The following is a 14158-nucleotide window of genomic DNA, read 5'->3' on the forward strand; positions in this document are numbered from 1 at the left end:
CCATGGAACCGGTCGAGTTCGTGCTGCCCCGCGCCGGAATCACCCTGCGCGGAAACCGGTCGGCAACGCGCGGTGGACTGCCCACGCTGTGCTTGCATGGTGTGCTGGACAACTGCGCCAGCTTCGACCCGCTCGCCCAGCACCTCACCGGCCACGACCTGATCGCCGTCGACCTACCCGGTCACGGTCATTCCGATCCCGTGCCGTCGACCACCTGTCACTATTTCGACTACGCGGCCTGTGTCCTCGAGCTCGCACACACCCAGGGGTGGGACCGCTTCCAACTGATCGGGCACTCGCTCGGCGGTGCGCTGTCCTCGCTCGTCGCGGGCATTCACCCGGACAAGATCGAGCGGCTGGTGCTGATCGACGCGATCGGTCCGCTCTCCGCCGAGCCGACGGAGGCGGTGTCCGGCCTCGCGCGTTATCTCGACACCTATCTGCGCGGTGACCGGCATCCGGTCTACCGCAGCCGGATCCAGGCCGTCAAAGCCCGGGTGCAGCTGGCCGACATTCTGCTGGAAACCGCACAAGCACTGGTGGAACGCGACTTGCAGGAGGTGCAGGGCGGCTACTCGTGGCGACACGATGTGCGACTCAATCGCGGCCTGACCGCGACCTTCCACGAAGATCAGATCCTGGCCTTCCTAGCCAACATCACCGCGCCCACCCTGCTGGTGACAGCCGAGCGGACCGCACTGCGGGAGCCCTACTACCCCCAGCGGATCGGTGCCGTACCGAAGCTACGCCAGGTCACACTGCCCGGCGGCCACCATTTGCATATGGAGAACGCCGACCAGGTGGCCGGGGCGATCGGCGATTTCCTGGCGACCGGTTGAGAATCATCGCATCGTCAATATGCCTGACAGCACCGGCTTCTCGGCCCGCTCCGGGACCGAGGTGACGAATCGGCAGCCATCGTCGTCGATCCACATCCTGGTGCGTAGTGTCTCGCCAGGAAACACGATGCCCAAGAACCGAGCCGCATACCGGTGCACGCGGTTCGAGTCCGCGCTCGGCACGGTATCCAGGATGGCGGCACACACCATGGCGTAGGTGCACACGCCTTGCAGAATCGGCCCCGGATATCCAGCGGCCCTGGCGAAGTGGGCGTCGGTATGCACGTTGTCGCGCATCGATGCACCACGACTGCACCGCTGGTACCGGTCTGCCTGGTCCGCCGCAACCGGCAGATCCGACACCGCGTCGGGCGCTCGCTGCGGTGTCGCCACTGCGGCGGCCGAGGCCGGCGGGCCCCCGATACCGCCTGCACCGCGGGCATGGATGCGCGATACCCCGGTGACCAGAGTTCGACCGTCGGCACCGACCAGCGCGGTGTGCTGCACCAGCACCGCCGCCGAACCCAGATCCTCGACCTCGACGATCTCGCTGCGCGACACCGCCGTGCCCACCACCGGAATTCGATGGTGGACCAGGATTTCCTGCTCTCGGTGCAGCAGCGTGGCGAGCGCGAGCTGGACACCGGGAAAGCGCACTTCAGGCGGCTCGGCCCGGTAGAACTCCGGCGAGGCCACCCCGAACACGCCGGGGGCGGTCATCGCGAAGGTAGGCAGCATCGCGTCGCCCGCACCCGCCCAACCCACCGCACGGTGGTACCGGCGCACATCGGTGTCCACCCACTGGAAGTCCTGCTCCGGCACCGTGACACCGATCGCTACGTCCCGAAGTATCGGCATCGCTTGGTAACCACTCCCGTCGACCTCCGGCCTACTTTCGCACGAAAACAACGCCCGTGCCCGTCGACCGGGGCAGCGGGATCTGTTCGGCCGCAATAGCCGTCGAATCCTGCGGAGAACCAAGCGTTGCCACAATGGGAACTTCGGCACTGAATCATTGACTGAAATGGAATGATGCTGGTGAACAGCCCGAATCCGGTCATCGACGCCAATCTCGCTATCGCGCTGGACGCCCTGCCGGACGCGCACAGCGTCACCCGCGCCGCTGCCCGCCTGCACGCCTCGCCCGCCGCAGCGACATCGTCTGCCTCGTCCCCACCGCACTTCGGTGCTGCCCCGTCGCCCCCCACCGACGACGCGACCGCCCTCGGACTGCGCCTGCTCGACATCCCCCTGCCACTGCCGCCACTGACCATCAGCATGGCCGGGCACCCCCGAAACACAGCCGACGGCGCCCACCACTGGCTCCGCACCGCCATCCGCCGGACCGTTCGCACGCCCAGGAGTCCAACCACATCATCTGACTGAGGTACCCGCGGATCGGCCAGAATGTCTACCGCCGTTGCCGCGCAATAACTCTCGCACCAGGTAGCTCAGCAGTGGCCGATCATCCGAAGGCGGTCAACTTCGAGAATCAGTACATAGGGATCCGCGGGACGGTCGGCTCTCAACCCTTTTCGATCGCGAGTCGAAACCAAAACCGTTGCGATCCCGCTGGAGGCGCGGGGCACCGACGATACGGATGCCCGGCGCGCATTGCTGCGTCGCCGAATTGCCAACGCCGAGACCCGTTCGCAAGGACAGCGCTGGTGCGCAACCGATCCTGCGGGGATGGGGCCCTGCCGCCGGGTCTGTCGGCAGTGGTCTGCCGTCCTATTCGGTGCCCGCGGCGCGGCCGGCGCGGTGCGACAGTTCGGCGAACGCCGCGCGCAGCTCCGGTGGGGCGATCACCTCGATCTCGGTGTCGAAGCGGGCCAGCTCCGCGGCGAGGGCGGCCCAGGCCCAGGACCCTGTCGTCAGCCTGGTCCTGGCGGTGCCGAGTTCCTCGACGACGCCGTCACCTGCGAACGGGGCCACCTCCGCCGCGGGAAGGTCGAGGATCACCTCGCCGCGGCAAGGCCAGGCGTCCGCGCTCTCGGAACCCTTGAACTGGGCCGACAGGAAGACGGCCACGTCGCCGCCCGGCACTTCGCGGGGAGGGAACCTCGGTCCGTTCGGGACACGCGGTGTCATCCGGTCGGCGCGGTAGATCCGCCAGTCCTCGCGCTCAGGATCCCAGCCGACCAGGTACCAGCGCCCGGTCCGGACCACGAGGTGGTGTGGCTGCACCCGGCGGGGCGGTCGCGGCTCGGTGCGTCCCGGCGAACGGTAGTCGAATCGCAGCTCCTCCCCAGCGCGGACGGCGGCGCTCAGTGTGAGCAGGACACCAGTGTCGACCTGGGGATCGGCACCGCGCCCGGCCGCGCTGATCGCCAGTGCGTCCACGCGCTGGCGCAACCGGGACGGCAGGACCTGGCGCACGGTGGCCAGCGCCCGCGCGGCCGCCTCCTCGATGCCCGCGCCCGTTCCCACGGCGATCCGCAGCGCCACCGCGAGCGCGACCGCCTGGTCCTCGTCGAACAGCAACGGCGGCATCTGGTGGCCCGCTTCGAGTCGGTAGCCGCCATCGGGTCCCTTGACCGCCTGGACGGGGTAACCGAGCTCGCGCAGCCGGTCGACGTCGCGGCGCACGGTCCGGTCGCTGACGCCCAGCCGTCGGGCGAGCAGACCTCCTGGCCAGTTGCGGCGGGCCTGCAGCAGGGACAGCAGCGACAGCAACCTGCTGGAGGTCGTCGTCGAGGAAGCGAGTGGCACGCTTCCAGGCTGCCACGAATAGCGGACGTTCCCTGACCGGTACTGGTGACATCGTGGATTTGTCGGCGGAAGCCTCCGGCGACGACCCCACTCGTGAAGGATCGGAACACTATGTCGCTCAACGCTGTCGCCCACCTGAACTTCCACGGCCAGGCTCGCGAAGCCCTCGAGTTCTACCAGTCGGTGTTCGGCGGGCAGCTCACCATTGCCACCTACGCCGACTTCGGGATGCCCGCCGAACTGCCCGGTGCCACGAACGTCGTGTTCGGCCAGGTCGTCGCCGACAACGGCTTCCGGGTGATGGCCTACGACGTGCCCGGCCCGGCCACACCGGCCACACCGGGCGCGCCCACCACGCGCCGCGAGAACGGCACCACGATCACAAAGGAGCAGTTCTTCCTCTCCGTCCGCGGCGAGAACGTCGACGAGGTCACCCCGGTGTGGGAGGGTCTCGCCAAGGAAGCGACCGTGATCGAACCGTTCGGCCCCGCCCAGTGGGCGCCTGCCTTCGGGATGCTGGCCGACCGCTTCGGCGTCACCTGGATCGTCGATGTCGCGACCGAGTACGCCCAGGCTTGACCTCGTCCATGAAGGGTGCGGCCGCACTTTTCGGGTGAGGATCTGGGTGATCGGTTGTTGTGGCTTGATCAACCACGTCGGCCGACCTCGGTTCCTCGTTGCGGCGGCCGTCTGCGGCGGTTCGGGCTACGCAATGAGCGGCCTCCGGTCAGACAGTGTTGACGGCGGTGGGAGCTGGAAGATGTTCGTATCGGCGAATTTCGACGTCGCGATCTTGGTTGCGGGGCGAGGATGCGTGTGCTTGCGGTCCTGTTGGAAGTGAGTCAACGTTGCCTCGTCAGTCGAAGGTCGAGCTCTAGCCGCCAACCGACGAGACTCACGTGCGGGCGGGAGTCGTGGGGTGGGCGGGCGCACGGTGCAGGCAGCGCTGAATCTGACGTGGCCGGACCGTCCGGGCCGTAGGATCACGGACCGTGATCCGGGCGGGCGAGAAGGGGCTTCAGTGAGTGGTACAAGGGTGTTGGTGGCGGGGGCGAGTATCGCGGGGCCCGCGTTGGCCCATTGGCTGCGCCGGCGGGGGGCCGAGGTGACCGTGGTGGAGCGGGCTCCCGAGCTGCGTCCCGGTGGACAGGCGGTGGACGCGCGTGGGGTGGCCAAGGAGGTCATCCGGCGGATGGGGCTGGACGCGGCCGTGCGCGCGGCCCGCACCGAGGCTGCCGGCGCGTACACCGTGGACGCGGATGGGAAGGTGCTGGAGACCTACCGCGCCGATGACAACGGTGGTGACGGGTACATCGCGGAGATCGAGATCCTGCGCGGTGACCTGTCCCGGGTGCTCCACGACGACACCAGCGACGGCGTCGAGTATGTCTTCGGCGACCGGATCGCCGAGCTCACCCAGGACGCGGACGGGGTCGACGTGGCCTTCGAGAGCGGTGACCGGCGGCGCTTCGACCTCGTGGTCGGGGCAGACGGGCTGCACTCGGCGCTGCGAGCGATGGTCTTCGGGCCGCGCGAGCGGTTCGTTCACCACCTCGGGCACGTGCTGGCCTTCTACAGTGTGCCCAACGAGTTCGAGCTGGACCGCTGGCTGATCGACTACCAGGAGTCCGGGCGTTCGGCCGGTCTGCGACCGATCCAGGACGCCACCCGGGCGATGGCTATTTTCTCCTTTCCCGCGGCCGATTTCGAGGTCGACTACCGCGACGTGGCGGCCCAGAAGCGCCTGCTGCGCGAGAGGATGGCGGGGCTGGGCTGGTTGACCCCGGACATCCTCGCGCATCTGGACGACACTCCGGACTTCTACCTCGACCAGGTCGCGCAAGTGGTGATGGACCGCTGGTCGAGCGGGCGGGTGGGGCTGCTCGGGGACGCGGCGTTCAGCTCGTCGCCGATGTCCGGGGCGGGCACCGGGCTGGCCTTGGTCGGCGCGTACCTGCTGGCCGGAGAACTGGCCACCGCCGGGTGGGACCCGGAGGCCGGGTTCGCCGGCTACGAGCGGCGGATGCGCTCGTTCGTCGAGGCCAACCAGGAGATCGGCCGACTGAACGCCCGCAGCCGCATCGTCCCCGGGCCGGACGCCGAGCCGAGCATCGATTTCGAGAGCGAATGGTTCACCGAACTGGTCCAGCGAGCGATCAACGGCGTCGAGCTGCCCGACTACGCAGGGGTACCGGACTCCGGCCCCTCGGCCGGACCGCCGATCACCTTGTCGGCCAAGCCGTAGGCCACCGCCTCGGGCGCGGAGATCCAGCGGTCCCGTCGTAGTCGGTGGTGATCTGCTCCACCGAGTAACCGGTGTGCTTGGCGATGCGGCGCACGAGCCGACCCGAACACGCCCGTGGTCGGTGCCAATATCCCGGTGGTCAACGTCTTTCCGGACCGGCTACCCGTGGTCGTCGGTCCATATGTCAGTATCCGGGAACTCAGTTTGCCTGGGGCCCCGACGCCGGGCGCGCGCCCTCTCCTGTCCTCATCTCCATCTCCTTGTGTATCCAGGCGAGCATGATCCGGGTTTCGCGAAGTCGCCAGCCCGCTGGCGTCCGTACTACGGTGCAAGCCAGTCGCAGACCGCTCGTTTGGTGGGGCGGTTGGTCGTCGCGGTAGAAGTACACGAGCGAGTTCCCCGAGGCCACGGCCTGGTCGCCGTTGACGCTGACCAGCACGTCCGTGGTGATGTGCTGGGTGTGTTCGCCCTCGACCTCGGCCTGTCGCATGTAGTCGACAACTTTGTCGGTGCCACGAACCTGGATTCGCGGCGAGTGGACTTCCACATCGTCGGTGAAGACGGTGTCGGCATCCTCCCACCGCTTCTCATCGAGCAGGCGGGCGAAACGGGTGAACAAGTCGGCGATTTCGATACGGTCGGCGATCAGAGTATCCATGGACATGCCATCCCTTTTTGTTGGTGTCTCCAATGTTGGCCTCGCCAACTATGCAGATTTTCGTTGGCCTCGCCAACGATGCTGGGGGTTGTCGTGGCGCGGCGTATTCGACCGGCCGGCATGGTCATGCAGTGGACAAGGTGCGACGTATCCGCTAATTTAAGCCACCACGAATATAAGCAACAATTTATATAGGAGACCTGTCATGCCGTTACTGACCGACCCTGCCGCCATCGCCGGGCTCGTGGCACGCGAAATCCGCACCGGCTACCGCGACGGCGCGCCAACGAAGATCGCCATCGCCCGGCGTACCTACCCCACTGACCAAGCCGATCTGTGGGATGCGCTGACCAATGTCGAGCGGATGCCGCGCTGGTTCTTGCCGGTGAGCGGCGAACTGAGCGTCGGCGGTCGCTACCAGATCGAGGGCAATGCAAGCGGTGTGGTCGAGCAGTGTGAGCCACCGCAGCGGTTCGCCGTCACCTGGGAGATGGGGCCGCAAGTCTCATGGCTGGAGGTCGGCCTCACCACCGCCGATGGCGGCACCCTCCTCGAGCTGGTACACGAAGCACATGTTGATCCCGAGCTGTGGACGCAGTTCGGACCGGGTGCCATCGGTGTCGGCTGGGATCTTGCCCTGATGGGGTTGGGTCTGCACCTCTCGACCAAAGAACAGGTCGACCAGGCTGTAGCGATGGCCTTTCCGGCCACACCCGAGGGAACCGAGTTCGTCCGGGCCGCGGCCGTCGGCTGGGCAGACGCGGCGATCGCAGACGGTGATGACTCGGCTGCCGCGCACAGGGCCGCCGGGCAGACGGTGGGTTTCTACACGGTTGCGCCCGAGGAAAGTCACGAATCCTGATGAGCGGCGCTGCGGCGAGGATCTTCGAGGCAATGGGCGATCCCGTTCGCCGCCACATCCTCGAACTGGTGGCCGCCGACGAACAGTCGGCCGGCGCGATCGTCGCCGCAGTACAACGGCACGCGCCAATCTCCCAGCCCGGCGTTTCCCAGCACCTCAAAGTGCTACGCGACGCCGGGCTGGTGAGCGTCCGCGCCGAGGGCACTCGACGGCTCTACCTGCTCGACCGCACGGGTGTGGACGCGGCCCTCTTGTGGCTGGCCAGATTGGCCGACCCCATCGAGCAGTTCGCTCAACCACTCGACGCACTCGCTACCGAGATCGCCCGCGGTAAACGACCACGCCGCGCGGCGAAGTCTGGCCATTCCGTCGAGGAAGCAGCGGGCCGCGACGCACGACACGCCTGACGTAGTGAGGGTTTCCGAGCCCTGGAGACCTGCCCATCAGCTCACGACCTCCGTTTGACGTGGTTCCGGTCGGAACCACGATGACGAAGCCGTCACCGCAACGCACCGACACCGGATTCCCGGCGCTTCGGCGCAACCTCCGACTCCAGCAACGCAAATTATTGAGATTGCCGATGCAAAGAAAGAGGACCAATGAGCAGGAACATTCAGCTAACCAGGCTATTGCTCAGAAGTGGAGTATTTGCTGGGCCTATTTATATCACCGTCGGACTGGCGCAGATAGTCACACGCATCAGAGTTACTCCGACACCTCCGATCTCTGTTGTGCCAGAACAACTTCCACTGGAACGGCGACAAAACCGCCGCCGACCACCACGATTCGATCGGCCGCCTGGCTCCAGTACAGGGCCGAGTAGCTGGACCTGTCGTCGAACATCTCGGGCGGCAGCGGGATATATGTGCCGTTCTCCGGGAAGTAGAGCACCCCGACGTCACCCTCGTCGTTGCCGCCGAACTTCAGCAGCAAACCGCCGTCTGGTCCCGGACGCACGGCCATCACATTCGTCCATGCTTCAACATGGCGGATCGGTGTATCACCTCGATGGATTTCGTACAGGTCGCGATCGGACAGATAGAAGAATCCGTCGTCCCCCGCGGGGACTGAGGTGAACTCGACGAACGAGCGTTGTGCGCCCATCTCGAAGGCGCGGACGCAGCCAGTGCCCGCCGCGTCGAGTTCGTAGCCATTTCCGTCCCACACCAACACGGTGCTGCCGTCCGCCAGCCGTGCGGCCCCGGTCATCGGACGCGCGGCGTCGCCGAGCACGCTCTTAACCACGGCCGCATCCGGAATGCCCGGAACCTGCTCCCACGCACCGGATTCCATGAGCCACAGCGGGCCGGGTAGCGGGTCACCGATATTCAGGCCGCCGAATCTCAGCAGGTGGGTCTTCACCTCATGCAACACCACGGGACGTGCGCCGAGGAAGTAGCACTCGTGCGAGTAGAGGTCGGCCTCGCCCGGCCCCTTGGCCGGCAGTACTTGTGGCGCATCCTCTGCGCCGTCCACGAGGATCGGCCCGAACACGCGCGGGCGCGCCTTCGTGTCGACGGTGGAGTGCGCGAGCCATCCGCCGGTGGGTGACCGTGCCGCTGCCACCCAGAATTCGTTGCGCTGCAACGACAAACGCGGAGGCCACGCCTCGAGATCCCACAATTCCACCCGCGGAGTCTTGCCGTCGCTGTGCGACAGCAGGAATCCGTCGACGATGTCATCGAGCACGCTCGCGATCGGCGAGGACGGCGCGGTCTCCACCGCGGCGGCCGGAGTTCCGTCGTTGCCCAGGTACTGCGCCCACATCAGCTCCGGATCTCCCGGGAACTCACCTGCCGCGGGCACCGCGAGATCGGTTGCCTCCCAATACCCCAGTTTGCGGTCGACCGCCGCCAGCAGGGTCGCCACGATCCCGCGGTACTTCCGCTGCTCGCCTTTCGGCAATGGCACGAGCTGCTCCTGTACCCACGCCAGCACCTCCGCGACATGATCGGCGGGCACATACAGGCCCGTCGAATAATTCCCACTGAACCATCCCGACGAGAACCGCCCACCCAGTTGCGGATGCGCCGCAACGATTTCGGTGAACAGCCCGTCCGGCTCGTACGCGGCCTTCGGTACGAACACCGCGTCCGGGAACACCCGCCCCGCTTCGAACGCGAGGCTCAGCGCCAGTCCTCGCTCGTACCGGTACGGCAGCATCGAAGCGCTGAACATGACCGCCGCAACGGACACGGCCTCCGCCGCGGCCCGCGCGTCCTCTCCGAGCAGCAGCTCCCGCACCTGCCGCCAAAGGTCCTCAGCGCCTGGATGCACTCGATCCAACGCTGTCGGCCCGGTGGAACGTCCGAGCAGCCGGGGCACGAACTGCTCCCGGATCGCGCCCTCGTCCACAAGATGCAATGTGCAGTCGTATCCCATAGTCCTCCACCTCGTCCTGCGCATCCATATGCAACCACGGGCACGACAGCCGCGCGACGCCGCTTCCCCCGGAATGAATTTCGCACCCGACTACCACCCGCCCCTCGAGGTGAATGCGAGCCGATCTCGGCGGTCCAAACACCCGCCACAGTCGAGGCGGACCCGGACAACTAACGTTTTCCGCCGGAAAGCCACAGCCGCACAGTCACTCTCGATCTCCACGACCAGGTGCCGGTTGCGCGACTCGGACAGTCCCGTCGGCTGGAACATCGTATCTAGCATCTTCGGGATCGCTCATCGTTGTGCGGAGCCCTGGGCAAGCAAGTATTCGATGACGAAGGCGACCACGCGGTAGGTGAGGAAAGCAGGCACGACGATCGACAGCACTAGACGCACTGTCGGCAGCACGGCAGTGCAGGGCAGGAAAGGCACGGTTTGTTGGGTGGGGCAGCCTGAGGACGGCCGCCTGGGCGTTGTGCGCCGATGGATGTCTGCCTCGGGGGTCGAGTCGCCCCGGACAAAGGAAGAGTCAACGCCCAAGAGTTGCTGCGTACTCTGTAGTCCTTGGACAGGTTTCGTGTCGACAGGAGGAATACGTCATGCTCGCAGCGTTCTCGATCACCCCGGTTGGCGTTGGAGAAGATGTCGGCGAGCAGGTGGCCGCGGCAGTCCGAGTCATCCGCGACAGCGGGCTCCCCAACCGGACCGCAGCGAGCTTTACCGAGATCGAAGGCGACTGGGACGAGGTGATGGCGGTTATCAAAGCGGCAACCGACGCCGTGCTGGCTGTCTCCACCAGGTGCAGCATCATTATCAAGGCCGACATCCGCCCCGGCTACAACAACACCCTGACCACCAAACTCGAATCTATCGAGCGTCATCTCGCCCAACAGTAGGGCCTGGACGCTCCCAAACCCCCGGAAATTTCGGGACAAGCTGATGAGCGCAAGCAGCTCTCACGACAAGCCAATGCGCAGAAGTTTGCCCCTGGCTCGATCGTCGCCACGTATTTCGACGTTGGGCAGCCCATAATTTTGTCTTTTCATCTGACTCCTTGAACCCCGTGCCAGACAATGGCATTCGCTGATCCGGGAAACTACCGCGACTGTCCGACAAGACCGCACTGGTCAACGGACAGTCTGCAAAGCCCCGAATCCTGTCGCTTCTCCTTCAGGTTCTGCGCGAGATGACCATGATGTATTCGCAGACAGCGTTCGTTCGGTTGGCGAAGCCGTGGTCCGCGTCGGCCTGGAAGAACAGGGAGTCGCCTGCGTTCAGGGTCTCGCTGATTCCGCCGATCGCGACGGTGAGGGTGCCTTCGAGCACCACGAGTTGTTTCTCCGTACCCGGCGGATACGCGGGCAGTAGCCCGGTAGAGACCTGTGCGGGGAGGTAGTGGACGACCATCTCGGCTCCTCCCGCGCCCGGGGCCGCTGACACCATGTGCCGTTCGAAGCCGGTTTCCGGGTCACGGAAAACGGGGCGACCGTTCTTGCGCATGACAACAGCCACACCGGACGCGGCAGCGGCTACCCCACCGATCAAGTCCGAGAGCGACGCGTCGAGCGCGTGGGCGATCCTGGACGCGACGCCGATCGTCGGGCTCTTCTCACCGCGTTCGACCTTGGACAGCATCGCCCGGCTGACCGACGACTGTGTGGACAGCTGCTCCAGCGTCAGGCCCGCCTCCTCGCGGCGTCGCCGCACGTTACTGCCGAACGCGCCGGCCAAGTCGTCACCGTGCTGTGGTTCGGCCACGTTTCCGTCTTGCTCGACCACCGTGCTCCTCGATAGATGGGTACCTCGCTGGCCACAGTGTAACTTTCTCCCAAAGAAGATATAGTCTTCTATCGGAGACACGCGATATGCGCATAACACGACGGAGGTTCCATGCGTTTGATCTCGAGCGGCCAGCACCACGCCACGTTCGAATTCGGCGATCTGCAGGTGATTTCGTTGCGAGACGGGTACATCGACATGCCGCCGACACGGCTCCGCGACGAGGACGGCCGCACGCTCGATGAGCTGCCAGCCGCCGTGCCGCTGGCCGGCGACAACTTGCGGCTGTCGGTCAACGCCTTCTTCGTCACCGACGGCACGCGGTCGGTTCTCATCGACACCGGCGCGTCCAACGCCTGGCACGACCCCACCATGGGATTGATCTACGACGCGCTCGACGAAGCGGGAATCGACCGCGCGCAGGTCACCGATGTGGCCATCACCCACAAGCACGAAGACCACGTGAGCGGCCTGATCGCGCCGGACGGTTCAGAGGCGTTCACCAAACTCGAGCGCGTATGGATCGGCGCGGGCGACACCTCGGTGTTCACGGGGCGGCTCGAGCCGATCTGCGACCGGGTCGTGCCCGTGTCGGAGAAGGTCGCGATCAACGACTGGACCACCGCGATCCCGACACCGGGCCACACGCCCGGTCACACCGTCTACGACATCAGGAGCGGCACCAGCCACCTGCTCGCCTGGGGCGACACCGTTCACGTTCCCACGCTCCAATTCGATCAGCCGAACGTGTGCTGGGAGTTCGACGGCAACCAATCCCAGGCCCGCGCCGCGCGAGCGGCCCTCCTCGAACAACTGACCCAACCACACCACTTCGTGGCCGGCGCCCACCTCGACTCACCCGGCATCGCCCGCGTAACCCCCTCCGGCGATGGTTATGCGCTGGAATACCTCGCACCACCGATCGGCTGATCGAGCCTGTCGGCTCCGGGCCGCGCTCGCGATCGCGACCAAGAAGGGCAAGCTCGTCCAGAACGTGGTCGAGCCGGTCAGGCGCTTCCCGGACGCCTCGAGCCCAGCCGTTCACGCTCTCGACAAGACGCAGTTTGTTGAACTAAGTTCATTTCATGACTTACCTGATCGGGGACTATTGCGCGACGGTCGACAGTGGCAGGTTGCAGGACGCGACGGCGTTGCTGGCCGAAGACGCCGACTTCGCGATGGTCCTGTCCACCGGGGGCGATGGGACCATGGGCGGGCGGCAATGTTCGACTAGCTGAGCGGCCGGCCGAAGGCGAACGTAAACACCGGCTGCTCCGGGTCGCCCGTAGGCGATATGCAATTCGTGCACGGCGCGGTCATTGAGAACGACACGGTGACCACCTGCTGGTTCGTCGCCGCGATGCATTTAGACGCAACCGATCTCATCGCCTACTCGGCCGCACCACCCGGGCATGGGAATTCGAGGCGTCGCTCGAAGTGGCCGCGCAGATCGACGCCGAGGGCGCCTGCTCATCGCGCGGACTCCGAACGTCGCGTTCGCGTGCTGACCGGTCGCGTGTTCAATCAGACAGAAGGGTCTTCTATGAATCGTCACCTGTGCCTGGCGCGGCGACCGGTTGGAAAGCTGAGCGGCGCCGACCTCACCCTCGTCGAGACGCCGATACCATCGCTGGAGCCTGGCGAGGTGCTGATACGCAACACCTGGCTGTCGATCGACCCGTCCATACGGATCCAGCTGGCGGAGTCGACGCCGGACGGGTATCTGCCCCCGCTACAACCTGGTGACGCGCTCACCGGGCTCGCGCTCGGCATCGTCGTCGAGACCCGCAATCCCAATTTCGCCACCGGTGACCTGGTTTCCCACACCCTCGGGTACCGGGAGTTCGCGATCGTGGGGCCGGACGCGCGGACCATCGGCGGCTATGGCGCCCCGACTCGGATCGACCCCAGGGCCCTGCCGCCGCAGTGGTTCCTCGGCCCCCTCGGCAGCGCCGGCCTGACCGCCTATGTGGGTCTGTTCGAGATCTTGGAACTGACGTCGGCGGACACCCTGTGGGTCTCGTCGGCCGCCGGCGCCGTCGGCTTGCTGGCCGCGCAACTCGCGAAACTGCGCGGCGCCACGGTCATCGGTTCGGCGGGCAGCCCGGAGAAGGTCACTTTCCTGCGGGACGATCTCGGTATATCCGCGTTCGACTACCACGACGACCCCCTATCGGAATCCCTCGCCGGGCTAGCGCCCGGGGGGATCGATGCTTATTTCGACAATGTCGGCGGCGACCATCTCACCGCGGCCCTCGACGCCTTGTGCCCGCAGGGCCGGATCGCGCTCTGCGGCGCGGTATCCGAATACGACGGCGTCGCCACGGCCGGTCCGCCGAACCTGTTCACCATGGTGTCGAAAGGGTTGCGAATGCGCGGTTTTCGCGCCGGTTCGTTCACCCATCTCCAGGAACCGATGCGACAGGAGGTAGCCGGCTACCTCGCGGACGGCCGACTGACCTATCGGGAATCGGTTTTCGACGGTATTGAGCAGGCGAGTGCCGCGCTGGTGGCGATGTTGTCCGGCGAGACCACAGGCAAGACACTGTGCCGGCTCCGCTCGGCGTGAGGTGGTCGATCGGTTCGGGCGCCAGTCATCGGCCACGTCCGGCCCTGCGTCCGCGCCACCGCTCGGCGGCGGTGGTGCGGTAGTCGCCGAGTCCGCACATCGTGTTCAGTAT

At 66.2% G+C, this 14158-nt stretch carries 15 protein-coding genes; 10 read left to right on the forward strand and 5 right to left on the reverse strand.

From position 1 onward, the window contains the following. Positions 1 to 2 precede the first annotated feature (2 nt). On the forward strand, positions 3 to 839 hold the full coding sequence (locus ACLMAJ_RS23210; RefSeq protein ID WP_412015961.1) for an alpha/beta fold hydrolase: 837 nt from the start codon (positions 3 to 5) through the stop codon (positions 837 to 839). A gap of 3 nt (positions 840 to 842) precedes the next feature. On the opposite strand, the gene ACLMAJ_RS23215 is transcribed toward ACLMAJ_RS23210, so the two are convergent. Beyond that, positions 843 to 1697 (reverse strand): MaoC/PaaZ C-terminal domain-containing protein, encoded by an 855-nt coding sequence (locus ACLMAJ_RS23215; protein WP_412015904.1) that lies wholly within the window; start codon positions 1695 to 1697, stop codon positions 843 to 845. Between the two features lie 180 nt (positions 1698 to 1877). Here ACLMAJ_RS23215 and ACLMAJ_RS23220 point away from each other — a divergent pair, with 180 nt between their 5' ends. Continuing rightward, positions 1878 to 2225 carry a hypothetical protein gene (locus ACLMAJ_RS23220; protein WP_412015905.1) on the forward strand — a complete coding sequence of 116 codons (348 nt, stop codon included), beginning with the start codon at positions 1878 to 1880 and terminating at the stop codon, positions 2223 to 2225. A 345-nt stretch (positions 2226 to 2570) separates the two neighbouring features. Here ACLMAJ_RS23220 and ACLMAJ_RS23225 read toward each other — a convergent pair whose 3' ends face one another. Next, positions 2571 to 3551, reverse strand: a complete 981-nt coding sequence (locus tag ACLMAJ_RS23225) for a helix-turn-helix transcriptional regulator (RefSeq protein WP_412015906.1) — start codon at positions 3549 to 3551, stop codon at positions 2571 to 2573. 111 nt (positions 3552 to 3662) lie between these two features. Here ACLMAJ_RS23225 and ACLMAJ_RS23230 point away from each other — a divergent pair, with 111 nt between their 5' ends. Further along, a complete protein-coding gene (locus tag ACLMAJ_RS23230; RefSeq protein ID WP_412015907.1) occupies positions 3663 to 4130 on the forward strand; it encodes a VOC family protein in 468 nt (155 codons plus the stop codon). Between the two features lie 442 nt (positions 4131 to 4572). After that, the gene (locus ACLMAJ_RS23235) at positions 4573 to 5796 is read left to right on the forward strand and encodes an FAD-dependent monooxygenase (RefSeq protein ID WP_412015908.1); all 1224 of its coding nucleotides are present in this window, start codon (positions 4573 to 4575) and stop codon (positions 5794 to 5796) included. 199 nt (positions 5797 to 5995) lie between these two features. Here ACLMAJ_RS23235 and ACLMAJ_RS23240 read toward each other — a convergent pair whose 3' ends face one another. After that, a complete protein-coding gene (locus ACLMAJ_RS23240; RefSeq protein ID WP_412015909.1) occupies positions 5996 to 6454 on the reverse strand; it encodes a nuclear transport factor 2 family protein in 459 nt (152 codons plus the stop codon). A gap of 205 nt (positions 6455 to 6659) precedes the next feature. On the opposite strand from ACLMAJ_RS23240, the gene ACLMAJ_RS23245 reads away from it, so the two are divergent. Further along, complete coding sequence (locus tag ACLMAJ_RS23245; protein WP_412015910.1) at positions 6660 to 7316, forward strand: SRPBCC family protein; 657 nt, start codon at positions 6660 to 6662, stop codon at positions 7314 to 7316. Further along, positions 7316 to 7723: an ArsR/SmtB family transcription factor gene (locus ACLMAJ_RS23250; RefSeq protein ID WP_412015911.1), complete on the forward strand. Its 408-nt coding sequence runs from the start codon at positions 7316 to 7318 to the stop codon at positions 7721 to 7723. Before ACLMAJ_RS23245 ends, ACLMAJ_RS23250 begins: the two co-directional genes overlap by 1 nt. Positions 7724 to 8021: 298 nt before the next feature. On the opposite strand, the gene ACLMAJ_RS23255 is transcribed toward ACLMAJ_RS23250, so the two are convergent. Next, positions 8022 to 9698, reverse strand: a complete 1677-nt coding sequence (locus tag ACLMAJ_RS23255) for a hypothetical protein (RefSeq protein ID WP_412015912.1) — start codon at positions 9696 to 9698, stop codon at positions 8022 to 8024. A 599-nt stretch (positions 9699 to 10297) separates the two neighbouring features. Here ACLMAJ_RS23255 and ACLMAJ_RS23260 point away from each other — a divergent pair. Next, positions 10298 to 10594 (forward strand): MTH1187 family thiamine-binding protein, encoded by a 297-nt coding sequence (locus ACLMAJ_RS23260; protein ID WP_412015913.1) that lies wholly within the window; start codon positions 10298 to 10300, stop codon positions 10592 to 10594. A gap of 274 nt (positions 10595 to 10868) precedes the next feature. On the opposite strand, the gene ACLMAJ_RS23265 is transcribed toward ACLMAJ_RS23260, so the two are convergent. Beyond that, complete coding sequence (locus ACLMAJ_RS23265) at positions 10869 to 11477, reverse strand: helix-turn-helix domain-containing protein (RefSeq protein ID WP_412015914.1); 609 nt, start codon at positions 11475 to 11477, stop codon at positions 10869 to 10871. Between the two features lie 111 nt (positions 11478 to 11588). Between ACLMAJ_RS23265 and ACLMAJ_RS23270 the strand changes: the two genes are divergently transcribed. From ACLMAJ_RS23270 to ACLMAJ_RS23280, 3 genes are all read left to right on the forward strand, one after another. After that, positions 11589 to 12407 carry an MBL fold metallo-hydrolase gene (locus ACLMAJ_RS23270; RefSeq protein WP_412015915.1) on the forward strand — a complete coding sequence of 273 codons (819 nt, stop codon included), beginning with the start codon at positions 11589 to 11591 and terminating at the stop codon, positions 12405 to 12407. Between the two features lie 155 nt (positions 12408 to 12562). Beyond that, positions 12563 to 12715 (forward strand): hypothetical protein, encoded by a 153-nt coding sequence (locus ACLMAJ_RS23275; protein ID WP_412015916.1) that lies wholly within the window; start codon positions 12563 to 12565, stop codon positions 12713 to 12715. A gap of 305 nt (positions 12716 to 13020) precedes the next feature. Beyond that, positions 13021 to 14046 (forward strand): NADP-dependent oxidoreductase, encoded by a 1026-nt coding sequence (locus ACLMAJ_RS23280; protein WP_412015917.1) that lies wholly within the window; start codon positions 13021 to 13023, stop codon positions 14044 to 14046. Positions 14047 to 14158: the final 112 nt, after the last annotated feature.

Origin of the sequence: Nocardia arseniciresistens (assembly GCF_046764875.1) — a bacterium.
Lineage (GTDB): Bacteria > Actinomycetota > Actinomycetes > Mycobacteriales > Mycobacteriaceae > Nocardia > Nocardia arseniciresistens.